24 protein-coding genes are annotated in these 26,948 nt (G+C 42.1%); 11 read left to right on the forward strand and 13 right to left on the reverse strand.

The genetic code is table 11. The annotated features are described in order from the left end of the window. The first annotated feature begins 16 nt into the window (after nt 1-16). Nucleotides 17-2,458 (forward strand): TonB-dependent receptor, encoded by a 2,442-nt coding sequence (locus HFD85_RS19945; RefSeq protein WP_167613801.1) that lies wholly within the window; start codon nt 17-19, stop codon nt 2,456-2,458. 139 nt (nt 2,459-2,597) lie between these two features. Here the strand turns inward: HFD85_RS19945 and HFD85_RS19950 are convergent, their stop codons facing one another. The 7 genes from HFD85_RS19950 to HFD85_RS19980 form a co-directional block, all read right to left on the reverse strand. Continuing rightward, the gene (locus tag HFD85_RS19950; RefSeq protein WP_167613803.1) at nt 2,598-3,725 is read right to left on the reverse strand and encodes a chorismate transformation FkbO/Hyg5 family protein; all 1,128 of its coding nucleotides are present in this window, start codon (nt 3,723-3,725) and stop codon (nt 2,598-2,600) included. 387 nt (nt 3,726-4,112) lie between these two features. Beyond that, complete coding sequence (deoC, locus tag HFD85_RS19955) at nt 4,113-4,793, reverse strand: deoxyribose-phosphate aldolase (RefSeq protein WP_167613805.1); 681 nt, start codon at nt 4,791-4,793, stop codon at nt 4,113-4,115. A gap of 1 nt (nt 4,794) precedes the next feature. Beyond that, entirely contained in the window at nt 4,795-5,019 is a 225-nt protein-coding gene (locus HFD85_RS19960) for a putative signal transducing protein (RefSeq protein WP_167613807.1), read from the reverse strand. Nucleotides 5,020-5,029: 10 nt separating this feature from the next. Next, nucleotides 5,030-5,230: an exodeoxyribonuclease VII small subunit gene (gene xseB, locus HFD85_RS19965; protein WP_167613809.1), complete on the reverse strand. Its 201-nt coding sequence runs from the start codon at nt 5,228-5,230 to the stop codon at nt 5,030-5,032. Continuing rightward, entirely contained in the window at nt 5,220-6,665 is a 1,446-nt protein-coding gene (xseA, locus tag HFD85_RS19970) for an exodeoxyribonuclease VII large subunit (RefSeq protein WP_167613811.1), read from the reverse strand. The genes xseB and xseA overlap by 11 nt, the downstream gene beginning before the upstream one ends. Nucleotides 6,666-6,668: 3 nt before the next feature. Continuing rightward, nucleotides 6,669-8,300 (reverse strand): S8 family serine peptidase, encoded by a 1,632-nt coding sequence (locus HFD85_RS19975; RefSeq protein WP_167613813.1) that lies wholly within the window; start codon nt 8,298-8,300, stop codon nt 6,669-6,671. A 49-nt stretch (nt 8,301-8,349) separates the two neighbouring features. Continuing rightward, the gene (locus HFD85_RS19980) at nt 8,350-9,138 is read right to left on the reverse strand and encodes a toxin-antitoxin system YwqK family antitoxin (protein ID WP_167613815.1); all 789 of its coding nucleotides are present in this window, start codon (nt 9,136-9,138) and stop codon (nt 8,350-8,352) included. Nucleotides 9,139-9,370: 232 nt separating this feature from the next. Between HFD85_RS19980 and HFD85_RS19985 the strand changes: the two genes are divergently transcribed. The 8 genes from HFD85_RS19985 (at nt 9,371) to HFD85_RS20020 (ending at nt 17,746) form a co-directional block, all read left to right on the forward strand. Beyond that, nucleotides 9,371-10,213, forward strand: a complete 843-nt coding sequence (locus HFD85_RS19985; protein WP_167613817.1) for a class I SAM-dependent methyltransferase — start codon at nt 9,371-9,373, stop codon at nt 10,211-10,213. Nucleotides 10,214-10,494: 281 nt separating this feature from the next. After that, nucleotides 10,495-11,034 carry a YceI family protein gene (locus HFD85_RS19990; RefSeq protein ID WP_167613819.1) on the forward strand — a complete coding sequence of 180 codons (540 nt, stop codon included), beginning with the start codon at nt 10,495-10,497 and terminating at the stop codon, nt 11,032-11,034. Between the two features lie 10 nt (nt 11,035-11,044). Then, nucleotides 11,045-11,935, forward strand: a complete 891-nt coding sequence (ygiD, locus tag HFD85_RS19995) for a 4,5-DOPA-extradiol-dioxygenase (RefSeq protein WP_167613821.1) — start codon at nt 11,045-11,047, stop codon at nt 11,933-11,935. A 200-nt stretch (nt 11,936-12,135) separates the two neighbouring features. Further along, on the forward strand, nt 12,136-12,684 hold the full coding sequence (locus HFD85_RS20000; protein WP_167613823.1) for a YkgJ family cysteine cluster protein: 549 nt from the start codon (nt 12,136-12,138) through the stop codon (nt 12,682-12,684). Nucleotides 12,685-13,063: 379 nt separating this feature from the next. After that, nucleotides 13,064-14,713: a redoxin domain-containing protein gene (locus HFD85_RS20005; protein ID WP_167613825.1), complete on the forward strand. Its 1,650-nt coding sequence runs from the start codon at nt 13,064-13,066 to the stop codon at nt 14,711-14,713. 170 nt (nt 14,714-14,883) lie between these two features. Then, nucleotides 14,884-15,471 (forward strand): hypothetical protein, encoded by a 588-nt coding sequence (locus tag HFD85_RS20010; RefSeq protein WP_167613827.1) that lies wholly within the window; start codon nt 14,884-14,886, stop codon nt 15,469-15,471. 124 nt (nt 15,472-15,595) lie between these two features. Further along, nucleotides 15,596-16,651, forward strand: a complete 1,056-nt coding sequence (locus tag HFD85_RS20015) for a tetratricopeptide repeat protein (protein WP_167613829.1) — start codon at nt 15,596-15,598, stop codon at nt 16,649-16,651. Nucleotides 16,652-16,723: 72 nt separating this feature from the next. Then, nucleotides 16,724-17,746, forward strand: coding sequence for a zinc-dependent alcohol dehydrogenase family protein (locus HFD85_RS20020; RefSeq protein WP_167613831.1), 1,023 nt, complete (start codon nt 16,724-16,726; stop codon nt 17,744-17,746). A gap of 240 nt (nt 17,747-17,986) precedes the next feature. Here HFD85_RS20020 and HFD85_RS20025 read toward each other — a convergent pair whose 3' ends face one another. Then, complete coding sequence (locus HFD85_RS20025; RefSeq protein WP_167613833.1) at nt 17,987-18,499, reverse strand: aminoacyl-tRNA deacylase; 513 nt, start codon at nt 18,497-18,499, stop codon at nt 17,987-17,989. Between the two features lie 213 nt (nt 18,500-18,712). Further along, the gene (locus tag HFD85_RS20030; RefSeq protein ID WP_167613835.1) at nt 18,713-19,159 is read right to left on the reverse strand and encodes a Dps family protein; all 447 of its coding nucleotides are present in this window, start codon (nt 19,157-19,159) and stop codon (nt 18,713-18,715) included. 115 nt (nt 19,160-19,274) lie between these two features. Here HFD85_RS20030 and HFD85_RS20035 point away from each other — a divergent pair, with 115 nt between their 5' ends. Next, complete coding sequence (locus HFD85_RS20035; protein WP_167613837.1) at nt 19,275-20,216, forward strand: hydrogen peroxide-inducible genes activator; 942 nt, start codon at nt 19,275-19,277, stop codon at nt 20,214-20,216. Nucleotides 20,217-20,284: 68 nt separating this feature from the next. Here HFD85_RS20035 and HFD85_RS20040 read toward each other — a convergent pair whose 3' ends face one another. From HFD85_RS20040 to HFD85_RS20050, 3 genes are all read right to left on the reverse strand, one after another. Beyond that, nucleotides 20,285-20,644, reverse strand: coding sequence for a twin-arginine translocation signal domain-containing protein (locus HFD85_RS20040; protein WP_167613839.1), 360 nt, complete (start codon nt 20,642-20,644; stop codon nt 20,285-20,287). Between the two features lie 117 nt (nt 20,645-20,761). Then, nucleotides 20,762-22,684 carry a molecular chaperone DnaK gene (gene dnaK, locus HFD85_RS20045; protein WP_167613841.1) on the reverse strand — a complete coding sequence of 641 codons (1,923 nt, stop codon included), beginning with the start codon at nt 22,682-22,684 and terminating at the stop codon, nt 20,762-20,764. A 197-nt stretch (nt 22,685-22,881) separates the two neighbouring features. Next, nucleotides 22,882-24,273 carry a hypothetical protein gene (locus HFD85_RS20050; RefSeq protein ID WP_167613843.1) on the reverse strand — a complete coding sequence of 464 codons (1,392 nt, stop codon included), beginning with the start codon at nt 24,271-24,273 and terminating at the stop codon, nt 22,882-22,884. 159 nt (nt 24,274-24,432) lie between these two features. Between HFD85_RS20050 and HFD85_RS20055 the strand changes: the two genes are divergently transcribed. Then, nucleotides 24,433-25,542 carry an acyltransferase family protein gene (locus HFD85_RS20055; RefSeq protein WP_167613845.1) on the forward strand — a complete coding sequence of 370 codons (1,110 nt, stop codon included), beginning with the start codon at nt 24,433-24,435 and terminating at the stop codon, nt 25,540-25,542. Here the strand turns inward: HFD85_RS20055 and HFD85_RS20060 are convergent. Further along, a complete protein-coding gene (locus tag HFD85_RS20060) occupies nt 25,539-26,906 on the reverse strand; it encodes a hypothetical protein (protein ID WP_167613847.1) in 1,368 nt (455 codons plus the stop codon). The two genes, HFD85_RS20055 and HFD85_RS20060, sit on opposite strands and share 4 nt — an antisense overlap. Nucleotides 26,907-26,948 lie beyond the last annotated feature (42 nt).

Raw genomic sequence — 26,948 nt, forward strand, 5'->3', positions numbered from 1 at the left:
CCAATTCAATCAAAAAATGAAAAAATTTAGTTTTTGGATGCTGCTTCAATTGTTGGCAGTAGTGTCGTTTGGGCAAATCAAGTTAAGTGGAATCGTAACAGGAGACGGTGAACCACTGCCCGGAGCGAGTGTAGTTATTGAAAACAGCTATTATGGTGTTTCAACTTCACCCGAAGGTATTTTTCACATGAACAACCTCGGCGAAGGCGATTATACCCTGAAAGTGTCGTACATCGGTTACGAATCCAAAGAAATTCAACTCAAGCTGACTTCGGATAAAAACATTGAAGTGGACTTGCAGGCTGATGTAATTATGACCGACGAAATTCTTATTTCGGCCACCCGCGCAAAAAACAAGACTCCAATGGCCTACTCCAACATTTCGGCCGAAGAGATTGCCGGCAGAAACATGGGACAGGATATCCCATACCTGCTGCAGCTGACTCCAAGTTTTGTGACTACCTCCGATGCCGGTGCCGGCGTGGGCTACACCAATTTCCGGATTCGGGGAACCGACCTCAACCGCATCAATGTCAGCATTAACGGCATTCCGCTGAATGACCCTGAATCGCATGGAACCTGGTTTGTAGATCAGCCTGACCTGGCCTCATCGCTCGCCAATGTGCAGATTCAGCGTGGTGTGGGAACATCAACCAACGGAGCCGCAGCTTTTGGTGCCAGCATCAACCTGCAAACCAACACCCTGAAAAAAGATGCTTATGGCGAATTTAAAACCGCTGCGGGTTCTTTTAACACCTTTAAAAACACCTTGGAAGCCGGAACGGGATTGATCAACGATCATTTTTCGGTAGATGTTCGCCTGTCGAAAGTTACTTCCGACGGCTTTGTCGATCGCGCTTTTTCCGACCTGAAATCGTTTTTTATTTCGGGCGGTTACTATTCTGAAAATATGGTGCTAAAACTCAATGTATTCTCAGGCTTTGAAGAAACTTACCAGGCCTGGTGGGGCGTTCCAAAAGTCCGCCTCGAAAACGATCAGGCAGGAATGCAGCGCTACGAAGACCACTGGTTGTACACGCCTGAAGAAACACAGCACATGATCAATTCCGACAGTCGCACATATAATTATTACACCTACGATAACCAGGTTGATAACTACCAACAGGATCATTATCAGTTGCATTTCTCGCACAAATTCAGTCGTTACCTCAACCTGAATGCGTCGGCACATTACACTTACGGACGCGGTTATTACGAGAATTATAAGGCGGATGAAGATCTGGCAGATTACTTGCTTGATCCGATAACGCTGGGTGGCGAAACCATTGAGACCACTGACCTGGTGAACCGCAAATGGCTGGATAATGATTTTTACGGATTGACTTTTTCCTTAAATCATGCGCAAAACATGCACGATTTTACCTTTGGCGGAGCTTACAGTGTGTACGATGGTAATCACTTTGGAAATGTGATCTGGGCACAATATTTAGGAAATGCCGAACCAAACCATGAATGGTACCGAAGTACAGGGCTGAAAAAGGATTTCAATGTGTATGCAAAATACAACCTTCAAGTTGCTGATAAACTCAATCTTTATGCCGACCTGCAGTTTCGTCACATCAATTACGAAATCGATGGCATTGATGATGATTTGAGGAACATTACACAGGATCATCAGTTTAACTTTTTCAATCCGAAACTGGGATTATTTTACCAGATAGCAGACAACCATGAGTTGTACCTTTCGTATGCCGTGGCCAACCGCGAACCTAACCGTTCGGCTTTTGTGGACTACCCGGCCGGTTACGATTCGCCCACGCACGAAACACTGCACGACTGGGAAATGGGTTATAATTTCGCTTCATCGCCTTTCTCGTTTGGTGCCAACCTGTATTATATGAATTACAAAGATCAGTTGGTGCTAACCGGCCAGATCAACGATGTGGGTGCGGCCATTATGGTGAATGTGGATAATAGTTACCGTGCAGGAATTGAGTTGCAGGCCGGAGTTCAAATCGCGAAAGGTTTTAACTGGAATGGTAATGCGACATTCAGCACAAATAAAATTAAAGATTTTACGGAATACGTTGACAACTGGGATACCTGGGGACAGGATGAGTTTAACCTGGGAACTGTCGACCTTGCTTTCTCTCCAAATGTTGTAGGTAACAGTCAGTTTGTATATTCTCCGGTTAAAAACCTTAGCCTGTCGTTTATTTCGAATTATGTGAGTAAACAATACATCGACAATACCAGCAGCGACGCACGTAAACTCGATGCGTACTTTGTAAATAATCTGAAAGCCGATTATAGTTTCAAAACCGGATTATTCGAAGAGATTACGCTGCATTTAATGGTAAATAACCTGTTTAACGAGGAATACGAATCGAACGCCTGGGTGTATTCTTACCTACTGGGTGGCGAACGCTATGAAATGGATGGTTACTTCCCACAAGCCGGAACACATTTTATGTTCGGGATAGATTTTAAGTTCTAGCTGTGAGCCACGAGCTTTGAGCTTTGAGCAAAAAACGGTTGTACTTGAAAGTACAACCGTTTTTTTTGTGGTTTACCAAAATATTCACCGGGTGACTTTTTGTTACAACTCATAGTCACCCGGTGAATTTATTTCGATTCTATTCCAACACCACTTTCCCTTCTATCTCCACCAGCAGATCTTTGCGGCAAATGTCGGCAATGATATAAACTACCGGAAGGTTGGCAAAATGTGCCTTAAATGTTTTGCGGATCACACTGAAATCTTTTCGGTTTTTCACATAAACACGTGCATGACCGTATTTGGGTTTCAGGTTTTCGTCGGATAATTTTTTTAGCACCTCTTCAGAATAAAGGTTCTTAATGTTCTCGATGGTCACTTCGGTTTGCAAAGCGGGATCGTCTACACCAATTGTATTTTCACCTCTAATGGATGCCGTGCCTGAAATAAATATCTGCTTCATATCCTTGTAAGCAAAATAACGTGCCCGTTCAAACTTCGGTGTAGTTTTCAAAATACACTCATCGCCAATCAATACTTTTTCGCTGTAATTGTGGGCCGATATCTGTTCCGGATTATCTACTGCTTCGCTTACAAAACCACGGCCTTTAACGGCCACAAATTCAATAATAACACCGCCGCGATTCATGCCGATACCCGTTGCTGCCGGGTATCCCGTTCCGTTAAAAGAGGTGCTATACACTTCGGAACGCACATTATTAAATTCCTGGTAGCGCTGCTCTTCACCATCAAATCCCAGTATATTTTCGAGGTAATTCCATTGCCGGATGATGTGCCTGATTTCAAATCCGCTTTCAGAAAAAATGGAATTCAAATCGGCAAAGGCCAGTTCAGAATCTGTTTTACACGAAGCTCCTGATTTTGATTGTACGTTTCCGATTAAGATCTGCTCTTCGCCATTTTTGAAGACGGCAGCACAATCACCATTTCCAACAGGCTTTTTCTCCCAAACGGAAGGATCGTAATAAAAAGCTTCAACTACTATTTTGCAGGTTAAGGGAGGTTGTGCGATGAAAGTCTGGATGATTTTGTCAGGGAACAGTTCAGACACCCGCTTCGTCACCTTTTCCTGAAGTTCCAGATAATCGCTTTGCGAAGTTGTATCTACAAAATAATTCAGCTTGAAAATCTGCTTCCCCGAATTGATCTCCAGCAATTTTAGCAAACAACTTTCGATCTGTTCTTCGAGGGTACCACAACCATGCTCAGGTTTTATATATATCCGGTCTCCGTTTAAAAAATACATTCCTTCGCTAATTCATAAAATCAGAAGCACAAATATGCTTGTTTTTTAGGGTGAAAAAAAATGACATTAGTAAATTCTGATGTATTGGAAGAAATTCAATTTTCCTTCGATACAAATAGTCCTATTCCGGAACATTCAAACCGAATAAGAAATTTTGACTTTATTGCCGCTCAAGCCGCTGGGCTTTTCATTTTGCCTTAATGCAAAACGAAACAAAAAATCAAGGCTGCTTGAAAACTAACTACCTTTTCTTGCTTAACCTAAGTGCGGCCAGGCGATCTTCGAACAAGTTCTCAGCTTCCTGGTCTTACTAAGGTTAATCTTCGAAATGAAAGCCACTTTTCAAAAGGCCGATCACCGGACAACCAATCGCCTAATCACATGGATTTAATAGTCGCCAGCGGCTTTTGCACCGTTTAATACCGCTTCCGTTGAACCAATTCCCAAACGATGTGCTCCCTGCTCGAGGAAAGCCACTGCAGTTTCCCAGTCGCGAATACCACCGGAAGGTTTTACCTGTGCTTTGCCAGCAACGGTTTTCAGCATGATATTGATGTATTCAGGTTTAGCTCCTCCGGGCCCGAATCCGGTAGATGTTTTTACAAAATCGGCTCCGGCTTCCAAAGAAAGTTCGCACGCTTTTGCAATTTGCTCCGGTGTCAGGAAACCACTTTCCTGAATCACTTTTACCAATTTCCCATGCTGATGTGCAACTTCCACAACTGCTTTAATATCGTTTAGCACATATTCGTAATCACCCGACAGAAAACGGCCAATGTTCATTACCATGTCGATTTCATCGGTACCATCTTCAATAGCCTGTTTCGCCTGGAAAGCTTTTGCCGGAGTGGCATCGGCGCCATGCGGAAAGCTCAGCACACAAGATACTTTTACATCGCTGCCGGCCAGCAGTTCTTTTGCAAGCTGTATATCGCAGGGTTTTACACACATACTAAATACCCCGTATTTGATGCACATTTCAGCATTGGCCTTCAAATCGTCCAAAGTTTGATCGGGCTTTAGTACCGCATGATCGATGGTTTTTGCAACTTGCTCCTTTATATACATTTTATTCCTGTGTTATGGCCTGAACAATTTCCAGCGCCCTTTCCAAATCACTTTCTTTTACAAACAAATCGATGGCCGACGGAACACTTTCGCCAAAACCGGCGATCAATCCCTGCTTAAATCCATCTTTAACAAGGCAGTAGATTCCTTCCTGCTCCAGTTCCTGTTTTATCCGGTTGATGATCACTTCGCCACCGGTATAAATATTTAGAATATTGTCCGACATAATATTTCGATTAATCTTCCATTTCTTTTAAGATCTCCTCCACCTGCTCGTTGGTTTTGGTGAGTTTATCCTTACAGGTTTTTAGCAATACCGAAACCCGTTTTACCTTCTCGGCCAGCTCATCCACATCCAGTTCGTCGCTTTCAATTTTTTCAAGTATTTCTTCTATTTCGGCCATGGCCTCGCTGTACGATATTTTTTTAGTTGCCATTTTTTGACTTTTTAGTGATTTTACTTTCTACCTGTCCATCGGCAAATCGGGTTGTGAGTTCCTCGCCTGCCTGCAGGTCATTCACCGATTTTATAATTTTTCCTTCTTTCAAAGTTAATGTAAATCCGCGTTTCAGCACATTCTCCGGATTCAATAATCTGACTGTGTTCTCGTTCAGTTTGATGCGTTCGCGCTCCTTAAACAGTTGTTTTTGTGTTTCCGAAATCAACAAATCCTGAACATGTTGCAGCTCGCCTTTCTTTTTCAGAATGGCTTCGCCCGCCACACGCTTCAAAACACGTCGCTGCCGGTTAATGTGGTTTTTTGTTTCCACAAACCACACCGAAAGCTCTGAATCGATCCGGTGTTTTACCTTGCCGAGTTCATCCTGCTTTTTATAAGAATAAGTACTAACGTTACGTTGCAGCTGGTTTCCGGCTTTTGTAATTCCACGTTGTTTTTGCTGAATAAAAGCGGAAACCGAATACGACAGGTTTTCAACCATACGTTCGAGCCGGCTTTTTTGAGTATCCAGAACATCGCGGGTATAATTCACCACTCCATTTTCAATCTCAAGCAAATGCGAATAAAAACGTTCCATTCCGTTGAGCAGAAATTCGGCTACGGCTGTTGGCGTTTTCAGCCGGGTATGTGCCACCAGGTCAATAATGGTATCATCTTTTTCGTGGCCAATACCGGTAATTACAGGCAAGGGAAACTGTGTAATATTTATAGCCAGATCGTAAGAATCGAAACTGCTGAGATCGGCTGTAGCTCCCCCGCCGCGAATGATCACCACCGCATCGAAGAAATCTTCGTATTGAAAAATACGCTCCAGCGCGTGAATGATGGAAGGCACCGCTTCTGCACCCTGCATGTAGGCTTCGAAAAGTTTGGTGTAGAACACAAAACCGTATTCGTTGCTTTCCAGCTGATTCATAAAATCCTGGTAACCCGCTGCTGTTGCCGACGATATAACGGCAATTTTTTGCGGCACCAGAGGCAGGTCCAATTCCTTGTTCATTTCGAAAACGCCTTCCTTTTGAAGCCGTTCGATAATTTCCTTGCGCTGCAAAGCCATATCGCCCACGGTGTAGGTTGGATCGATATCCTTTATATTCAGGCTCATTCCGTAAGCAGGATGAAATTCCACGGTGGCCTGCACCAACACTTTTATTCCCTGCGTAAAAAGCTGTCCGGTGGTGGTTTCGAAATAAGGTTTTAGCATGCGGTAGCTGTACGACCAGATCGTTGCCCGTGACCGTGCCACAATATCACTGCCTTGCTTTTCGACCAGTTCGAGGTAGCAATGCCCGCTTCGGTTTTCCTTGAGTTCGCTCACCTCGGCCACTACCCACACTGCTCCCGGAAAGGCGTCGAGTAAGGCGCCTTTTATCTGCTCATTCAGTTCGGAAAGTGTGAGTTGCTGAACCATTCGTTACTGTTTACTAAGCTTTATAGTTTCACTGAGTTCACCACTGCTGATTCTCAAAAAATACATTCCCCGACTCAAATCAGGAATATCGTTGAGCTCTATTTTAGGTGAATAACTTTTGTTCCACCTTTTAACCAGAGCACCGTCCATGGTTAACCATTCCAAAACAATATCACCAATTACCGGCTCTCTTGTAATTACGTTTATACGGTCGCTGAACGGATTTGGATAAACCTGCCAGTTCGAATTGCTGTCAACGGTGGTTACCGACAGTGGATCGAGTATGACAGAAGCCGTGCGCATGTTCGGAATACCATACCCAAGAAGCGAATCCGGAGAAAAATACCGGTCACCCGATTTTTGAAGAGCGACTTTAATTTCAACAGCCGTTTTGTTGGGATAGCGTTGCCACAAACAGGCTGCCATTCCGGCCAGTATCGGTGATGAAAAGGAAGTACCGTTTATTTGTCCGATTGATCCGGAAGAAAGTTGGGCAATCGACCGTACTCCCATTGCTGCCAGATTCGGCTTCACATCACCATCGGAAGCAGGGCCTGCTGAAGTAAAAGAAGCAGGTTGAAGGTCCTTATCTACCGCTCCCACCCCAATGACCTTGTCACCGTCGGAAGGTGCAATAATCCGGAACCAGGGATCACGGCGCTCGTTTCCGGCGCTGGTAAACACCAGCATTCCTTTTGAAGCAGCAATGTTAGCTCCCCTTGTTACCCGGGTGGTGTGGCCGTCCATATCGGCATAAGTATGGTTTGCAGATGGATCGTCAAACTCGTAATAGCCAAGCGACGAATTGATGATGTCGGCCCCGACACTGTCGGCAAATTCGGCAGCTACCACCCAATTGTCTTCTTCAATAATGTATTCGGTTGGTGCATCTTCCGAACGCAACAACCAGTATTTTGCATGTGGAGCGGTACCAATCAACTGTCCGGGCATATTTCCGCCCATTGTCGACAGAACACTCATGCCGTGGTAATTTTCAGCAAAAATGTCGGAATTCGGGTTTACAAAATCGCGGGTACCCAGAATTTGCCCGTTGGCCCATAAACTGTCAAAAGCCGGCAATTCGTCGGCTTTGTAAAAACCGGCATCAAGCACCGCAATGTGCAACCCTTCGCCTTTGTAGCCACTATTGTGTAAGAATTCACCTTCCATCATTCCCACCTGGTGAACCGATTCTCCGTAATAGGAAGTATCAATATTAGTGAGTTCAAATTCGCTTTCCCCGCCAAATTTGTTCGAGACACTTTTTAGTGTGCGGTTCGGTTTTGTACGCTGCACTTCTCTTACAAAAGCCAGTTCAGGAAACTGGATCTCCACCGAATCGACGCGACTTTTTACCGTAATTCCGTTCAGCCATTTGGATGCGTGAACGAGTTCAACATCCGCCACTTTCAGAATAGAATCGATGTAAATGCTGTTAACCGGAAGATCTAGTGAATCGATGGGAATATTTTGTTTTTCGCGCCGTTGAATGGCTCTTTCGGAAAGGTAGTCGTCGGGAGCATCGAGCGAGTAGGCGCTGTGGTTTTTATCGGCAAATCCAATCCAGTAATAATTTTGTGCCTTCGACGAAAACATTAAAACCAAAGCAAAAATCAAGAGAACAAAACCCTTCATAATTCTGTGTTCGTTTATACCCGCCAATTTAACTAAATCGGGGGAATGTTCACCGGAACATTTTGCTTTTTCTCATGTATTCCGATGGATCATCCATGAATTTTTCGGGATCGGTAAGCAAATCCTTATTTTTTTCGAGCTCCTGCATCTTCAAGTTATCAATGCTGTCGCGCACCAGTGGATTCAGTATTTTCCCCTCGTTGTAGAAAAGTGAATACTGGTGGTTCCCCTCCGAATCGTAGAATTTCCACTCGCCATCGCGCAAACCGTTTTTATAGGCTGCTTCGCGCTCCAGTTGTCCGTTTTCGTAATAAACCAGGAAAAGCCCGTGACGCTGATCGTCCTTCATTTTACATTGCAGGTAAGGTTTCCCGTTTTTGTAAAACATCTCGTAATCACCATCCTTTTTACCGTTAAGCCAGTGACTTTTTTCCATCACTTCGCCGGTATCGAAATACTGGTGGGCCACACCGTTTTTCACACCGTCGACATATTCCTCGTCGGCAGTAACAAAATTCTCTTTAAAGATCTTCCAAACTCCCTGTTTCTTCTGATTCACGTAGTCGCCCTCGGTGAGTTTCTTTCGCCACACGTCATAAAGTTCGGTGTGCGCCGTGTCGCCACGGTAAACGATCAAAGCCTTTAATTGCCCGCCCGGATGATAGCGTTTCCACTCGCCGACCGGTTTGTCATCTTTAAATTCGCCTTCGTAAATCAAACGTCCGTTATCCTGGCGCTTTTCCCAGTGTCCCTGCCGCAGCCCGTTTGCATCGGTTTGGTTGATCTGTGAAAAAGCAATGCCGGGGAGTAGTATTAATAGCAGTATCAGAATTCGCATGATGTTTTTTTTATTAAAACGCGAATTTAGGGTTTTATTTTGCAACTAATGTGCTCATTATTTACCTTTACCGAACTTTCAAAAAAGTATAGTACATATTAAACACCCGATTCCGGGAATAAGTAAAACGCGACAACCGTAATCTACTGTTGTATCGTGCTATTACATTTTATTATCACACACTTTTATAATTTAGAAATGCTGGAGTTCAGCAAACAAAACATACTTTACAATGAATATCACAAATATAATTACAACTGCTGCAAAACCCGGTCTTTACGAAAAAGGAACTTCGTTTATGTGGACCGACGAATACATTTCGAAACAACTGTTAAAAATTCATTTAAATCCTGATATCGATCTTGGGAGCAGAAAGTTTTCAACGATCAAAAAGACAGCCAACTGGCTCCTGGATTCTGCTCCCTCTGAGCATCCGCTCCATATTCTGGACCTGGGTTGCGGTCCCGGGCTTTATACCGAGCTGTTCGCCGAAAAAGGGCACATAGTTACCGGCATCGATATTTCGAAGACATCAATTGAATACGCCGTGAATTCAGCAAAAGAAAAAGGACTGAAAATTGAATACATTAATGAAAGTTATCTTGATATTGAACTTCCAAAAGAACAGTTCGATCTGATTGTTTTGATTTTTACCGACCTTGGAGTCTTACTTCCCGCAGAAAGGGAGCAATTGTTAGGTAAAATTCACAGGGCCCTTAAACCCGGAGGATTATTCATTTTCGATGTTTTGAATGACAATGATTTGGCGGAAAAAACGGCACCCAAAAACTGGGAGGCAGCAAATGGTGGATTTTGGGAAAGCAGACCTTACCTGGCACTCAGCGAATCGCATTTATATCAAGAACAAAAGGTGATTCTGTACCAACACCTGGTAAGCAACGATGCCGACGAGCTAAAAATCTATCGTTTCTGGACGCATTTCTTTTCCGAAACCGATGTTAAAGATATGTTATCGCCTTATGGATTCTCAAACGTGCGGATCGAAAAAGATGTACTTCCCAGAGGCGACCGGTGGAACGGCGAGAATGTACTGTTTTGTAAAGCCAGAAAATAATAATTAGATATGGCCGGTTCTTATGGGATCGGCCTTTTTGTTTCATAAAATTTTAGATCGGTTCCATATTATATTCACCCCTAAACCCCCTACTCTGCGATGCAATCTCCTGAAAACTATGCGTTTCTTAAACTAGTTTATTTTTTGCCGCTATCGTATTCTATATTTTTGTCCTATAAGATCTTTTCATCTTATTTTCCCTTTTGGGGAAACAAAAGGCATAAAAAAAGAAGTTGTGCCCTTGAATTGAAAATAACATTAAACAACAAAAAGTTAAGAACATGGAAGCAACAACAAAAACAGTTTGGACACTTGATCCGACACACAGCGAAATTACTTTCAAAGTAAAACACCTGATGATTTCGAACGTAAAAGGCGAATTCAAAAACTTTAGCGCCACCGTTGAAGGCGAAGATCTTGAAAAAGCCAAAATTAAAGCTTCGATCGATTCTTCTTCAGTTTTTACGAATAACGAAGACCGCGACAACCACCTGAAAAGCGCCGATTTTTTTGATGCTGAAAATCACAAAGAACTGGCTTTTGAAAGCACTTCGTTCAAAAAGGTAGATGACGACGAATACAAACTCACAGGAATTCTGACCATAAAAGGTGTGAGCAAAGAAGTGACTTTCGATGTTGAATTTGGCGGAACCAACAAAGATCCGTGGGGAAATGAAAAAGCCGGTTTTTCGCTCGATGGAAAAATTAACCGCAAAGAATGGGGATTAAACTGGAACGCGGCCCTCGAATCGGGAGGTGTACTGGTTAGCGAAGACGTAAAAATTCAGGCCGAAGTACAGTTTGTAAAGCAAACAGCATAAAGCAGGTATAATGAAACGGAATCAGTTTTTGAAAACCGTATCTTTATTACCCTTTACAGGAACTGCCATGAAATTAAATGCCTTGAATAAGTTTAGCTCCGATTTGCCCGCCACCGATGCGCTGCCCGTGCTTTTTCTGGGGCATGGCAGCCCGATGAACGCCATCGTAGACAACGAGTTCACGCGCGGATTTAAGGACATCAGTTCCCGCTTCGAAAAGCCACGTGCTATCCTGTGTGTTTCGGCGCACTGGGAAACACGCGGCACCTTTTTAACGGCCAACGAACACCCGCCCACCATTCACGATTTTGGCGGTTTTCCGCAGGCACTTTACGATGTGCAGTACCCGGCACCCGGAGCACCCGACGTTGCTGAGGCGACACAACAACTGATTACAAAAACAGAGGTGGGGCTCACCGATAAATGGGGCCTCGACCACGGCGCCTGGAGTGTGATCCGGCATATGTACCCCGATGCCGATATCCCGGTTTTCCAGATGAGTTTGAACTACCTCGAAAGTCCGCAATACCATTTCGAATTGGGGCAGGAACTGGCAGCACTTCGCCGTAAAGGCGTGCTGATTGTTGGCAGCGGAAACCTGGTGCACAACCTGCGTCTGGTGGCCTGGAACAAAATCGATACAGCCGGTTATGCCTTCGACTGGGCACAGGAAGCCCGGACCAAAATGAACCAGTGGATTATGGATGGGAATTACAAGGCGCTTATCGACTACAAAAAACAAGGCCGTGCCTTCGAACTGGCCGTACCTACACCCGATCATTTTCTGCCACTGCTTTATATTCTGGCTTTGATTGAAGGCAACGACGCTGTTTCGCTTTTCAACGACCAGGCGGTAGCCGGTTCGCTTACCATGACATCGGTATTTGCCAGCCAGGGCTAGTTGGACAATATCATCTCAACACACTCACATACTGCCCTTTACAACATTCTTCATTTCTGTTTCAAACTAAAAAAACAGGTTAAAAATATTTTTTTCGGAAGCAGAATCAGCAATCATTCTTTGCAATAAATTTGGGTGCTATTTTAGTGACGAGAATGAATATACAGCAAAAAGTTCGGGCGGTAGAGAAACTCTATAAGATGCTCGATAAAGATGTTCAGAAACTACAGGATGCAACCGGCATTCATTGCATCGAAAACTGTATTAACTGTTGTACCACTCCCCGCATTCAGGCTACATCGCTCGAGTTTTTTCCACTGGCTTACCATTTGTTTAAAACAGGCCAGGCCGAAACTATTTTGAATGTCATCGGACAAATCGACAATCCAAGCATTTGCCCGCTGCTAAATGCGCTTTCTGTTGAAGGAAGCCGGCGCGGTTGCACACAATACCAGCACCGCGGATTGATTTGCCGCTTGTTTTCGTACAACCATACCACCGATAAATATGGCCGGTGCCGCATTAGTGCGTGCAAACCCATTCGCCTGGCACAGCCGCATGAACTCGAAAAAACAAACCAGATACTTCAGAAAAAAGTGATAGGCCCCAAGGCGAGTAACTATTATTCGCGCTTACAGTTTATCGACTTTAGCGAAGCCCAAAAGTTTTACCCCATCGGCGATGCCATTAAAATTGCACTCGAAACCATTGTTACTTATTATCACTACAAGGGCAAACGGGCCATTTAGCATTCATATTTAGATGGTAGAAGCAGAATCAAATTTAAATCCCATAAGCACAGTTCTGTAGAATCCTTCAGTTTTCAAAGGCTGAATCCAGGGCTTCCCCACTCTGCCAGTGCATGTTACCGAACACCTATTTTCATTTAACACAATAATTTATATTGTTTGTAGTTTTACTTATAAACCACAAAAACATGAACTTATGCTAACCTTCTGCAAAACATCTTGTTTCGCAATAAATTCAATAAAAAGAACCGGCCGGCACGTACCATCTGCTTGCTTGCCTGAGACTATCGGAAACAATTAAAAGAACCAATACCAACAAGATAGAACTGTACAACGCTCTTACAAATCGGTTATGTCAAGTTGAAATAAATCAAACATTATGAAATTTCCTTTATTACTATTCTTATTGCTGATTATTCTGGGATGCAAACATGAAGCTAATAATCAACATGACAATTTATCTCCATCTGACACTTTAATACTTACTACCAAAAAGCACAAAGGTTATGGATCATTTGGAAATAAATCAACATTCCTAAGTGAGTCTAAATCGGATCAAAATTCCCCCTGGAATAAAATGATGCCAACATATAAAGGAATTCCTGATAGTTTGAAGAATTTAAAAGTTTCGTTGAATCCTGTAGATATCGGGCAGTATGTATTTCAATCATATAAAGCGGGGAAAGTTGATCGTTCATTCCTTGTAAACACTTTTAATTCCTGGGGATTGGATACATGCTCTTTTTATGATCAGGAATTAAAATCTTTTTTTTCGGTCGCCATAGGACAAAATTCACATAATGAATGGGTTTATGTTATTGATAAAAACAACAACCTTGATTTTAGCGATGATAAATTATACAGACTAAAAAAAGAAACTGGCGATTTAAAATTGAATAGCCGCACAATACCAAGACAACCAGTAAGTTTTGAATATGAATATTTTGATGGGAAGAAGGTACTGAGGGATTCTTCCTGGGTGTATTTATTCGATTATTTTTCATACGGAACCGATTATACCAATTTTGAATATCGGGTGGCGAATTTTACTTTTAATAATATTGATTACGAGATTGAATTAAAATGTAATGTAACGAACAGAGATTACAGCTCTAAAAGCACAACTCTTGGAATAACCAAAATGGGAGAATTCGTCAAACAATCTTTAAAAAGTAAAAACCTTTTAAAGATCGGTGACTACCTCATATTAGACAAAACCTATTTTAAAATTGAAAAAATTACTTACTCCGGCGATTCAATTTATTTGCGAAGAGATAAAAATGCCGAGAAAACAGGAGGTACACAACTCGGTATGAAGGCAATTGATTTTAATTCTCAAACCTTAGAAGGTGAACATTTTAAATTAAGTGATCATAGAGGAAAATATGTATTGCTGGATTTCTGGGGAACATGGTGTGCTCCGTGCAGGAAAGAACTAACAACACTAAAAGAAGCTTCCGATTTGTTTAAGGATTATAATCTGGTTATTGTTGGAATCGCCAAAGATTCAAAGCAAACGCTTTCTCAGTATCTTGCAACTAATCCACTTCCATGGATTCAGATTCCACAACATCAAACAGAAGATGACTCGATTCTCAATTTGTATCATGTAACGAGTTATCCAACAACATTTCTGATTGACCCCGATGGTAAAATTATAGACAAAAATTTAAGAGGCGAGCCACTAATCCATAAGCTAAGGCAATTTCTTTATCCCACCGACTACCTAAAACAATTTGTGTTAAACGGTAATACAACATTTACACTTAAAGAATATGAAGATGCTGATTTTATTACTGTTACGGTTTATTCTGAGGACAAACCGGATGATAATTGGAATGTAATGATGTATCGGTTAAATGGAGAATGGATTGGAAGTTTAGGTTTAAAACCTGGAAATTATACTTATGAGTTTGTTGTTGATGGATACAGAATTATCGATCCGCAAAACAATGATAGTAAGTACAAACAACTTGTTGACAGGCAAGTCTCTGTACTTAAGGTTAGCGACGAAAGTAACCTTTTATAAGAATCTATTGTTTTTAGCATGAATAACTTAACTCAACTTATGGCTTCTTAAGCCCCCGCTCGCGCCTCCCGATCCGTCAGCAGTGCGAATAAGCTATAAGTTGCAACAACATACACTTACCTTACAACAATTTTAAAATAGTGCGAAAACAAAAAATTAATCTTTGGACTTTGGGAGTTCTATTTGGTTCGATACTGGCCTATACTGGTTGGACCGGATTTGGAACACAAACGTTTTTAATGGGAAAAACCGGCGCGGTTTCGGGAAAAGTAATAGAGGTATTCCCAAATAAAAAGGTACAAAATTACAGCCGACGAATTAAATATGTTTACTCGGTAGGTAACAACTATTATGTTGACTTTGCAAAGCTCGGAACAGAAGACGACAGGCAGGAAATAGGGAACGATTTAAAACTTATTTATTCGATTAAGAATCCGGAAAAGAATAAAGTTGCGCAACTTTCTTCGAGCTATGACAATTCTGTCGGGAAGAAATATTATTCGGCCAAAGAAAATGGTTATATCGAATTGCGGCTGATTAACGGAATCTTCAAATACAAGGAATTTGCAGAAGGAGGTAAACTAATTCACGACTTTGTTGGAGCATATAAAATCATCAACGATTCACTGAAATTCGAGAATTATGTATTCGAGACTGATATTGAGGATAAAAACCGGCCTGAGCTGTTTGTGTTTTCAGCTGACAATGCCCGCCAGTTGGTTGATTTAAACACAAAAAGAACTTTTAAAAGATTTTAATAGTGGCGATTAAATCGTGGAAAACAAAAAACAGTTTATCACGAAAAGCTTAACAAAAGTTATGACATATTAAGTCGACTTAACATCGTATTATTTTTTCTTTGTTACTGTAAAAACCAATAAAATGAAAACCAAACTAACATTCTTCTTCTTACTACTTTGCTTCATTGTAAATGCACAGAGCCCACAGGTACAGGAGCTGGGTAAACTTTACATGTCGGGAGAATATGACCAGGCCATTAAAAAGGCAAATGAATATTTAAAAAGTGACCCTGAAAACCTGGATTATAAGTTGATTCTGGGGCGGGCACTGACAGATATCGGTAAGTACAAAGAAGCAATGCCACACCTCCAATTTGCTGTTGACAGAGACAACTCCTGGAGAAAAGCGTGGGGACTTTCCTATTTGGGTATTTGCAATTATATGCTTTCCGACTTTGAAAAATCGGAGTCGGCATTACAGTCGTGCATTAATTTAAATGCCACAAAAAATGCGACGAACTTCGCTGCTGCCAGAATTGGGATTTTTGGATACGACAGCTTCTACAGCAACTGGACAATTATAGAATCGGAAAATATTCGTTTTCATTTTCAAAACATGAATGAGCAGCAAATGAAGCTTTATGTTGAATCAAGAGAAAGTGCTTTCGAAGAAATCAATACCTTTTTTGAAAGTTCATTACCCAAAAAGATCGACTTTTTTGTATGGGATTCAAGAGACGATGCAAAACGAATTCTTCATGCTGATCTGGGTTTTTCAAGACCTTCGTATTGTATTATACACTCTTATTTTCAACAAACTAAAGGCCACGAGCTAACCCATGTATTATCACATTACACCTCGGCTATTTCTGAAAAAACCAGGTTTATAAATGAAGGTGCGGCTGTTTGTTTCGACCTTGAGCAATCCAATCATTATAAATTAAACAAGGTAAAAGACTGGATCAGAAAAAATGACACTCAAATTGAGATTAAAGACATTTGGATTAATGGAGGAGAATATGCTGAAGAAATAGTATATCCTTTATCCGGACTATTTGTGCAAGAGCTTATAGCGCAGTTTGGAAAGGAAAAGTTTCTGGAATTCTTTGCGAATCAGACTTATGAAAATGCCCAACTGGTTTATGGCATGGAACTTTCGATGTTTATAAAAGAATTTGAAAATAAAATAAATACATAAGGCCGGTAAGTGTCTCCTTGCAATCCTTCTTTCGAAGCCCTAACTTTAATACTCAGCATCAATTCATAGCTTATGAAAGCGTGGGTAATAGAAAAAATAAGCGAATTAAATAAGGTTAGCGAACCATTATCACTTGTCGATCTTCCAAGGCCCGAAGCCAAAGCCGGTGAAGTACTGCTGAAAGTAAAGGCGTGTGGCGTGTGCCATACCGAGATCGATGAAATTGAAGGCCGCACTCCCCCACCTACATTTCCGATGGTCCCCGGACACCAGGTAGTTGGAATTGTAGAAGCAACCAAAGCCACCGGAGCAATTAAAGTTGGCAACCGCGTGGGTGTTGCGTGGATATTTTCAGCGTGCGGTAAGTGCGAATTCTGTCTCTCAGGACAGGAGAATTTATGTCCTGAGTTTCTTGCCACCGGCCGCGATCGCAATGGTGGTTATGTCGAATATGTTGCAGTTCCCGAAAAATTTGTTTATCCCATCCCCGATTATTTCAGCGATGCCGAAGCAGCACCACTGCTTTGTGCAGGTGCTATTGGTTACCGTTCGCTGGAGTTGTGCCAGCCTGAAAACGGGCAAAACATCGGTTTGACCGGATTTGGAGCTTCAGCTCATTTGGTGTTAAAACTGATCCGCTTCCTCTACCCCGAAAGTAAAGTATATGTTTTTGCGCGCAGTGAGCATGAACGCCGGTTTGCCCTTGAACTTGGTGCCGCCTGGTCGGGCGATACCACTGATCGTCCTCCGGTTTTGCTGCATTCCATTATCGATACCACACCGGTTTGGAAACCTGTTATTTACGCCCTCGAATGCCTGAAACCGGGTGGCCGGCTGGTGATCAACGCCATACGGAAAGAAGCGCACGATACGGATTACCTCGCAAAACTGGACTATCCCACTCACCTGTGGATGGAAAAAGAAATAAAGAGTGTTGCCAACGTTACCCGCCACGATGTGCAGGAATTTATACGTCTGGCTGCTGAAATGCAGTTCAAACCGGAAGTACAGACCTATCCTTTTAGCGAAGCCAACCGCGCTATTCTGGACATAAAAAACCGGAATATTAAAGGGGCAAAAGTGCTGGTGCTATAGATCAGCATATTACAATTTCAAACGTTTACTGAGTTTTGCACCTTACTTCAGTGCGGTGTTTGAAACCAGGTGTACACACAATGATTTTTGAAAATTTTTGTATCATCGATTGTACAAAAATTTTCAAAAATCTCTTCAAATCATATACTCTCCATTCACCGCACTAAAGTACGGTGCAAAGAATCAAGAATTTTAATTAATGTTCATCTGTAGATATCAGATCAAAAGTCATATAAAGTATTAATAATCCATTCCCCACCGTTCGCTGGGGTCGTTGGGCATGCTCACCGTTTTCCACGCAAATTTTAATACCTGCGGCTGTACCATTCGGTGGAAATCGGCGTATTGCATCTGAATGAGTTCGGTGTGCGTACCTGCGTTAAAAGCGATTGTTTCGTCTTCGGCAAGTGTCTGCGCAACATAAACTTCCATATCATAAAGATTTCCAAATGGCGGCATCGCTCCTACTTCGCAATCGGGGAAAAAGTACTTGAATTCTTCCTCTGTGGCCAGTGAAATTTTACGTGTGCCAAAAGCCTGTTCCAATTGTTTAAAATCAATCTGATACGAAGCCGGCAGTACGGCCATAGCTAATTTACCTTCAATTTTAATAATGATGGTTTTAGCCAGTTCTTTGCCCGAAATGTGTGCTTTCGATGCGATTTCCTGTGCGGTATAAGCACTGGAATGCCTGATGGTGATGTACCTGACTTTATACTCGTCGAGTACAGCTTTTAATTTTTTGGCTGGCATGGTGATGTTGTTTTAATTGATTAAACGTTTTAGTTCTCTTCCGGATTAAATTGTACAGCTTTCGCTGTCGGAAAGTTTCAGAAAAGAAGAAAATAATACGTAGCCGCGAGGTGAAAGTGACGGTAATAATAAAATCATTATTTGAACTGTTTATAAAAGAAAACCCCGCCAAATGGCAGGGCTTCAGGTGAATTGATTTTTAGAATATAATGCTTATGCCAGATAGGATTCCAGCATCCAGATGCGTTTTTCGGTATGACCGATCCAGTCGCTCATCATGGCAGCAGTGACCTCATCGTTATTTTCGCCGGCAATTTCAAGCAATTCTTTAAAGCTCTCCAGGAAAAAGAGGTCTGCTTTTAATACTGCTTCTACTGCTTTTCTGCCTTCCGAAACATTTTTTACTTCTTCGAGCGTTGCTACATCAAGGTATTCGCCAAACGAGTGCAAGGGTTGTCCGCCCAGCATTAAAATGCGCTCGGCTATTTCGTCAACTACTTCGGCTGCCCCGTTGTAGAATTCTTCGAATTTTTCGTGCAAGGCAAAAAACATGGTGCCTTTAATATTCCAGTGCAGGCCTCTCAGGTTCTGATAAAAGATCTGGTAATCTGCCAGTAACTTGTTTAATTTCTCAATGGTGTTTTGATTTGTAGTCTTCATACTATTCAATTTTTTATGTTTTTACTTTTGTTGTTCTTATAGCTTATTTTGATAGTTCAAAGGTACCATAACCAATATTTATTACTTTTATATCGACATTACTATTGATTATACTATGAACTTCTCGCAACTCGAATATTTCAGGGAAATTTACATCACCGGCAGCTTCTCGGCTGCTGCCAAAAAACTTGGAATTACACAACCGGCCTTAAGTCTTCAGATTCAGAAACTGGAAGATGAACTCGATTTCAAATTGCTCGACCGTAACTTCCGGCCTTTGAAACTTACACAGGAAGGTGAAGCTTTTTACCAAAAATCGGTGGAGATATTGCAGCAGATCGAACAACTGAAAGATGTGGCGCTCGATTTGGTGGAGGAAGTGAAAGGAACGTTGAGAATCGGCATCATTCCAACGCTGGCGCCTTACCTGGTTCCGCTTTATGCCGGCCTGCTGAAAAAGGAATTCCCGAAATTGCAGAATGAGGTTTTTGAATTAAAAACCGAGGATATTATTAGCGAATTAAAAATGGGACAGCTTGATGCAGGCATTATCTCCACACCCGTCTCAGAAACAAATCTGAAAATTGAGCCGCTGTTTTATGAATTGTTTTTTGCCTATGTTTCGGAAAAACACGAATGGTATAAAGACACTTCGATCGACATTAATGAGCTCGATGAAAACGACATTTGGTACCTCGAAGAAGGAAACTGTTTTCAGAACCAGGTGAATTCAATTTGTAACATCGTACCTAAAAAACAAAACGAAAGAAGCCTGCTTTACCGCTGCAGTTCGATTGATTCGCTAAGAAGGATCGTAGAAAACGAAAGAGGTATCACTTTTATACCCGAACTGGCTACCATTAACATTCCGGCAGAACAGGAGGATATGATCAAGGATTTTAAATGCGTTCAGCCGGTGCGTGAGATCAGCATTATTACCCTGAAGAAACATACAAAAGAGCGCCAGATTGAGGCATTAAAGTCTGCAATCTCAGCAAGCATCCCAAAACGAATGCTTGAAAAACCGGATGCCTGGATCGTTGATACACAATTATAAAAAAGCCCCTCCATCCATTATTTCAGAACAGAGAGGCTCACTTAAATATTTTTAAAGTATTGCTGCTGCTAATAAATTTCCTTGGTCATTCGTTCGGTGGCTGTCATGTAATAACGCGCAAAGTTTTCGTCTTCCATAAAACCTGTCAGTTCTTTCTGCCAGCTTTCAGCTTCTTCCGACAGTTCGGCGATGCGTTTTTGTGCTACCGAATCGTTTGGATTGGCCCGGAAGTCTTTAATAACCGGAATAAATTCGTCCATCCAGTTTTCGTATCGGTCCATTAGTTTTTGCTGATCGCTGGTCAACGGAAATTCAGCTTTGCTGTTCAGCACCTTAGCCGAAAGTTTTTCTCCGGCTACCACACCTGCTCCAATTGTCATCCCCAGTTTGGTCAAAAAGCTTCTTCTTGATTCTTCGTATTCATTCATTGCAATGCGTTTTATTCCACTTTTCACAAACACAGTTTGGCAGATAAAGTTTAAGCTAAAACAAAAAAAGCCCCTCCTTAATGGAGAGGCTCGTATATATTGTATCTCTGTCAGAGATTATTTGACTTCTTCAAAGTCTACGTCGGTTACTTCGCCGTCGTCTTTTGCCTGCCCTTGAGCACCTGCATCAGGTCCCGGCTGCTGGTTTCCATCCGGTCCCGGCTGGCCACCCTGTGCCTGCGAAGCATTGTACATTTCCTGCGAAGCTGCCTGGAACACTGTGTTCAGTTCGTTCATTGCGGCATCGATTGCTGCCAAATCTTTGCTGGCGTGTGCTTCTTTCAGTTTTTTCAATGCATCCTCAATTGGTTGCTTTTTGTCGGCCGGAATCTTGTCGCCGTATTCTTTCAACTGCTTTTCAGTCTGGAAAATCAAACTGTCAGCCTGGTTGATCTTATCGGCAGTTTCTTTGGCTTTTTTGTCAGCTTCAGCATTAGCTTCGGCTTCAGCTTTCATTTTTTGGATTTCATCATCACTCAAACCTGAAGAAGCTTCAATACGGATCGACTGCGATTTTCCTGTTGCTTTATCTTTTGCATGTACATGCAGAATACCGTTGGCATCGATATCGAAAGTTACTTCGATTTGTGGAATACCACGTGGTGACGGCGGAATACCGTCGAGGTGGAAACGACCAATGGTTTTGTTTCCTGATGCGATCGGACGTTCGCCCTGTAGTACGTGAATTTCAACCGAAGGCTGGTTATCAGCAGCAGTTGTAAATGTTTCCGATTTTTTGGTCGGAATAGTTGTGTTCGACTCAATCAACTTGGTCATTACACCACCCATGGTTTCAATACCCAGTGAAAGCGGAGTAACATCGAGCAGCAATACGTCTTTAACCTCACCGGTTAAAACACCACCCTGAATAGCAGCACCAACTGCTACAACCTCATCCGGGTTAACTCCTTTTGAAGGCTCTTTTCCGAACAGTTCTTTCACTTTTGCCTGGATTGCAGGAATACGGGTTGAACCACCAACCAGGATCACCTCATCAACATCGCTTGCTGACATTCCGGCATTTTTTAACGCCTTGTTACACGGATCGACAACAGCAGAAATTAATTTATCAGCCAACTGCTCGAATTTCGCGCGTGTCAGTGTTTTTACAAGGTGTTTTGGAATTCCGTTAACCGGCATAATGTATGGCAGGTTGATCTCGGTCTGGCTTGAGCTCGACAATTCGATTTTAGCTTTTTCAGCAGCTTCTTTCAAACGTTGCAGCGCCATTGGATCTTTACGCAGGTTGATGCCTTCTTCACTTTTGAACTCATCAGCCAACCAGTCGATGATCACTTGATCGAAGTCGTCGCCACCAAGGTGAGTGTCACCGTCGGTCGATTTTACTTCGAAAACACCGTCACCCAGTTCAAGAATTGAAATATCGAAAGTACCGCCACCAAGGTCGAATACTGCGATTTTCATGTCTTTGTCCATTTTGTCCAAACCGTAAGCCAACGAAGCAGCTGTTGGTTCGTTAATGATACGACGAACACTTAAACCTGCAATTTCGCCGGCTTCTTTGGTAGCCTGACGTTGTGAATCGCTGAAGTATGCAGGAACGGTAATTACCGCTTCTGTTACTTCCTGTCCCAGGTAATCTTCAGCTGTTTTCTTCATTTTTTGAAGTACCATAGCCGAAATTTCCTGTGGCGAATATTTACGGTCGTCGATTTCAACACGTGGAGTATTGTTGTCGCCTTTTACTACTTTATAAGGTACGCGGTTTACTTCTTTGTTAACCTGATCGAATGTTTCACCCATAAAACGCTTGATCGAGAAGATCGTTTTTGTTGGGTTGGTAATGGCCTGACGTTTTGCAGGATCACCAATTTTGCGTTCGCCGTTTTCAACAAATGCTACGATAGAAGGTGTTGTACGTTTTCCCTCGCTGTTAGGGATAACTACAGGTTCGTTACCTTCCATTACAGAAACGCACGAGTTTGTGGTTCCTAAGTCAATTCCGATAATTTTTCCCATTGTTATATGTTTTAATTTTTTATTGTTTCTAAAAATTTACGCTGACAACTAATCAATGACTGTGCCATTGAGAAATGCGGAAAAATGAGCGAAAAACTGACACATAATTACCGGAAGCCGTTAGAGATTCTGTCAAATCCGGTGACAAAACGACAGAATATGAACCAATTTTGATGATTGAATGACGGTTTATGTTTTTAGAAGATGGCGTAGTTAAGACTGGCGCTACTAATAAATCGAAACAGCTTGTTATACGATGAATCCTCATTCTGATTCCAGGTGTAATCGGAACGTACCCGTATACCAGCCCTTAGTCTGGGTGAAAAATAATAATTCAAACTTCCCGAAATACCTGTATTAAAACTATTGGCATCATAGTGATTCGTTTCTTCTTCATCATAGTCAAACCTCGCATAATGCCCATTCACCCCAAACGAGGCATATGTACGAGTATTTAAGAACCAGTCGTAACCATAACTAATACTTCCAGAAAAGGTGTTTAAATCCGCGGCCCATTCATAAACATTGGCATCATTAAAATATTTACTGCCGTTAGCCTGAACAAACAAATAACGTTGCCATTTCAGTCCGATCGGTTTGTATGAATCAAGTGCCAAAGTGAACTGAAGATTTTCGTTATAATCATTATTATCATCTTCGACGGTAATTGTCGAGTGGTCGTAATCTTCGGTTTCGGTCTTTTCTTTAACAAAACGGTAATCCAACTGACCTCCAATTTCCGCTTGTAATCGCGTTCCGGAATACCTTGATTCGTGACCATACGACCACATATCGTTTAATGAGGTAAAATAGCCAATATCATTATCCGAAACCAGATCCATTGCATTCAACAACGAATCCAAACTTTCCATTTCATAAATATGCCGTAATCGTGCATCGAAAAATCGTTGATTACGAAGTTCTGCCACCCTGTTGGCGATAACGATTAGTTCGTCTTCATGCGGCAGTCGGTTCAACTTATCCTTTTTATACAAATCTTCAACGATGTAAATGGCTCTCATTGCATCACTGGTCTGCTCGATTCGTCCAAATCCACCTCCCACACTTAACCCTGGTCGAACATTAAGATAACGAGTCTTATTCTTTTCAATTAAACTATTGTCGTAATCCCAAAAATCCTGATTTCGATTCAAAGAGTTGCTGACGTTAAGTTTTGTTGACCATAACAAGAACCACCTGTCGTCATTTTTGGTATAGCTACGCTTCAGAAAACCAGCGTCAATTCCAAAATTGTAATAGTCATTTTTAACTCTATCCCTCTCTTCATATTTTTCGCGATCCAAAGTCATCGTCGAAGATATGCTTCCCCAACCATTCGATTGAATTCTTGAGGTATTCCGGTAATAAGTGTAATCAAATCCCAAATCATTATCCAGTTCAAAATTTGAACGATCCGGTGTTTCATCATAATAATTCTTCCGATTGTTGCTATTGTAACTAAAGTTAAAATCTAACTGGTGCCGCTTAATTTCCGGTAACTTATACTTCGAAAGGTCGAAGTTTTCGTACTGTGCAAAAGAAAAATAACTGATAAACAGAAATGCGATAAAAGGGTAAATTCGTTTCATGGCTTTTGGTTTTTATTAGTAATAAGCCGACTTTTACAACAACCGTACCATTTAACAAAATAGAAAATATCCTATCATTTGAACCACTCAAATAAACCTCCCAGCTGTTTTATCAATCAGAATGTTTGCTACTTTTAGAAGACGAAACTTAATCAACTTATGACGACTAAATCTTTACGAACTGAACCACAAAAAAGACTTCAATCATTAGACGTATTGCGCGGATTCGACATGTTCTGGATAACCGGCGGAGGTTACCTGACCGTGGTACTTTCAAAACTTACCGGGGCCGAGTGGTTGGCCGGGCAAATGGAACACGCTGAATGGGCAGGATTTCATTTCGAAGACCTTATCTTTCCACTGTTTATGTTTATTGCCGGTGTGGCCATCCCTTTTGCCATAGGCAGCAAATTAGAGAAAAATGTTCCGGCTAAAAAATTAGTGGGCAAAGCCTTTAAACGCATGCTGATTCTGATCGTTCTCGGAATTCTGTACAACGGTACATTCAAAAACGGTTTTGCCGACGGACGAATTGCCAGTGTGCTAGGTCAAATCGGCATTGGCTACTTTCTTGCTTCGCTTATCACTATTTATTTTCCAGGCTTAAAAAGCCGGATTTTCTGGCTGGCCGGGATACTCACTGGTTTCGGAATTCTGCAACTGCTTGTTCCGGTGCCCGGTTTTGGTGCCGGAGTTTTAACACCCGAAGGCTGTATAAACGGATATATCGACCGACTGTTTCTTCCGGGCAGATTGCATGGCGGCACCTTCGATCCCGAAGGAATTATGTGCAGTTTGTCGGCAACAGGAATAACACTTATGGGAACTTTTGCAGGCAGCATTCTGCGTAAACGCCAAACTACCGACTGGCAAAAAATCGGTTACATGGCGGCCACAGGAGTTGGATTTATACTATTGGCACTGCTGTTAGCTACCTTTTACCCGATCATAAAAAAATGCTGGACTTCTACTTTCAACTTGTTTGCCGGAGGAATCGGTTTTCTTTTAATGGCACTTTTCTACCTCATCATCGACCACTGGAAAATACAGGGCTGGGCCTTTTATTTCAGGGTGATCGGAATGAACTCGATCTTTGTGTATCTGTTTGTACGGATTGTTGATATGCAAAGTGTTACAGAATTCTTTTTTGGCTGGCTCGCCAAACCCCTTGGCGATGCAGGCAGTTTGTTTTTGATCATCTGCAGTCTGGCACTAATATGGCTGTTGCTTTACTATATGTACAAGAAAAAGATTTTCCTGCGGGTTTAATACCTGCTTCGGTAAACCGCCACCGAAAATTTCGGGCCTGGTACAACAAATTGTTCGTTATCGGCAAAGCGCCAGGCAAAATCCAGTCGCACCCTGGCCTTTGAGTTTAATTGCGTGAAATAGCCAAAATAAGGAATGAAATTATGGCTCAATGAACCAATTTCTTCAAAGCTGTTAAGCTCCAATCCCGGAAGGTACTTTAACCCAAAGTCGAACCTGCTTCGTAAATCGGAATAATAACTCCAGCCGAGATCGAATTCTCCCAACACCCAGTCGCGGTGCGAAAGACTCATGCCAAGCGATAAATCATCGTCTTCAGTTTCTGAATCTGAAGTCGAATCATCCGGCTTTTTATAGCGGCTGTAGGTAATACTTGCGCTTATGTTCCGGTTCCATTTTACGCTTTGGTATTTGTGCCAGTCGAATTGCATAAAACCACCGTACACAAAATCAGGTTCCTGGTTGTAATAATTAAAGAATGGCCCAAGTTCAAAACGCTTGCCTTCGTAACGTGGATCGAACTCGCCATATTGCCAGTCTTCAGCCATTAACTCAGGCGATTCGAGCAGGAAGGTTTTACTCACAAAACCTGCAATCGACTCCATTTCTTTTTCGGGCAAATGAATGATGTCAAGTTCGCGATCGTGTTTTAAGGTGGCTATTACCTGCGCGAACTGTGCAATCTCGGAATCCGAAAAAATCCGACCCGGATAATATTTTTCCAATAAATAATGGGCAGTCATCAGGTGGTTCATCGGACTTAAACGACCGTATCCCCAGCCTGCCTTTGCATTAAAACCAAAACGAAATTTACTTTTCAAATCTCCTTCATCAATTGGCGTTTCAACACCCAGCGAATCGACTGAAGTGCCATCAAGGTTCCGCTGATACAGATCGTAACGGCCCCAGCCATCGATTTTAACAAGCGTATAGCTTTTGGGATCGTAATAGTAACGGTTCAAATATGAAGCGCTTAATGCAGTGCGTATTCCATAAAAGTTTTCATCGGCATTGTTATTGGCAATTCCCGTACTATCGATCCAGTTACCAAAGCCACCAAAAGGACCAACATCAAAAGAGAACAGTAATTCCTCCTGCATGTAATCCTGGAGATTCCAAAGTTTGTTGCTCCAGTTAAAAGCTCCGGTTAACGATGTTTTTTCTTCGAAATAACGACTGGCATCGGTACGCAATTCTTCGCGTTCTCTACCAAGATCGAACAACAAACCTTTTGTTATTTCATTTTTTCTGAACGATACAACTTCGTTATTAATTTTAGGTGCCTGGGCAAAACTGACAATAGTTAAAAAAAACAGGATTTGACTTAGAAATATTATCCTGATTCTATGGCTCCGATTTCTCATTTTCTGTGCGACTTAATAAACCGCAAAGAAAGTAAACCTGAT

This window comes from Maribellus sediminis, assembly GCF_011799805.1.
GTDB lineage: Bacteria > Bacteroidota > Bacteroidia > Bacteroidales > Prolixibacteraceae > Draconibacterium > Draconibacterium sediminis_A.

Coding starts and splice junctions, on each gene's coding strand:
- HFD85_RS19945 (WP_167613801.1), top strand. CDS start 17: ATGAAAAAATTTAGTTTTTGGATGCTGCTTCAATTGTTGGCAGTAGTG.
- HFD85_RS19950 (WP_167613803.1), bottom strand. CDS start 3,725: ATGTATTTTTTAAACGGAGACCGGATATATATAAAACCTGAGCATGGT.
- deoC (WP_167613805.1), bottom strand. CDS start 4,793: ATGTATATAAAGGAGCAAGTTGCAAAAACCATCGATCATGCGGTACTA.
- HFD85_RS19960 (WP_167613807.1), bottom strand. CDS start 5,019: ATGTCGGACAATATTCTAAATATTTATACCGGTGGCGAAGTGATCATC.
- xseB (WP_167613809.1), bottom strand. CDS start 5,230: ATGGCAACTAAAAAAATATCGTACAGCGAGGCCATGGCCGAAATAGAA.
- xseA (WP_167613811.1), bottom strand. CDS start 6,665: ATGGTTCAGCAACTCACACTTTCCGAACTGAATGAGCAGATAAAAGGC.
- HFD85_RS19975 (WP_167613813.1), bottom strand. CDS start 8,300: ATGAAGGGTTTTGTTCTCTTGATTTTTGCTTTGGTTTTAATGTTTTCG.
- HFD85_RS19980 (WP_167613815.1), bottom strand. CDS start 9,138: ATGCGAATTCTGATACTGCTATTAATACTACTCCCCGGCATTGCTTTT.
- HFD85_RS19985 (WP_167613817.1), top strand. CDS start 9,371: ATGAATATCACAAATATAATTACAACTGCTGCAAAACCCGGTCTTTAC.
- HFD85_RS19990 (WP_167613819.1), top strand. CDS start 10,495: ATGGAAGCAACAACAAAAACAGTTTGGACACTTGATCCGACACACAGC.
- ygiD (WP_167613821.1), top strand. CDS start 11,045: ATGAAACGGAATCAGTTTTTGAAAACCGTATCTTTATTACCCTTTACA.
- HFD85_RS20000 (WP_167613823.1), top strand. CDS start 12,136: ATGCTCGATAAAGATGTTCAGAAACTACAGGATGCAACCGGCATTCAT.
- HFD85_RS20005 (WP_167613825.1), top strand. CDS start 13,064: ATGAAATTTCCTTTATTACTATTCTTATTGCTGATTATTCTGGGATGC.
- HFD85_RS20015 (WP_167613829.1), top strand. CDS start 15,596: ATGAAAACCAAACTAACATTCTTCTTCTTACTACTTTGCTTCATTGTA.
- HFD85_RS20020 (WP_167613831.1), top strand. CDS start 16,724: ATGAAAGCGTGGGTAATAGAAAAAATAAGCGAATTAAATAAGGTTAGC.
- HFD85_RS20025 (WP_167613833.1), bottom strand. CDS start 18,499: ATGCCAGCCAAAAAATTAAAAGCTGTACTCGACGAGTATAAAGTCAGG.
- HFD85_RS20030 (WP_167613835.1), bottom strand. CDS start 19,159: ATGAAGACTACAAATCAAAACACCATTGAGAAATTAAACAAGTTACTG.
- HFD85_RS20035 (WP_167613837.1), top strand. CDS start 19,275: ATGAACTTCTCGCAACTCGAATATTTCAGGGAAATTTACATCACCGGC.
- HFD85_RS20040 (WP_167613839.1), bottom strand. CDS start 20,644: ATGAATGAATACGAAGAATCAAGAAGAAGCTTTTTGACCAAACTGGGG.
- dnaK (WP_167613841.1), bottom strand. CDS start 22,684: ATGGGAAAAATTATCGGAATTGACTTAGGAACCACAAACTCGTGCGTT.
- HFD85_RS20050 (WP_167613843.1), bottom strand. CDS start 24,273: ATGAAACGAATTTACCCTTTTATCGCATTTCTGTTTATCAGTTATTTT.
- HFD85_RS20055 (WP_167613845.1), top strand. CDS start 24,433: ATGACGACTAAATCTTTACGAACTGAACCACAAAAAAGACTTCAATCA.
- HFD85_RS20060 (WP_167613847.1), bottom strand. CDS start 26,906: ATGAGAAATCGGAGCCATAGAATCAGGATAATATTTCTAAGTCAAATC.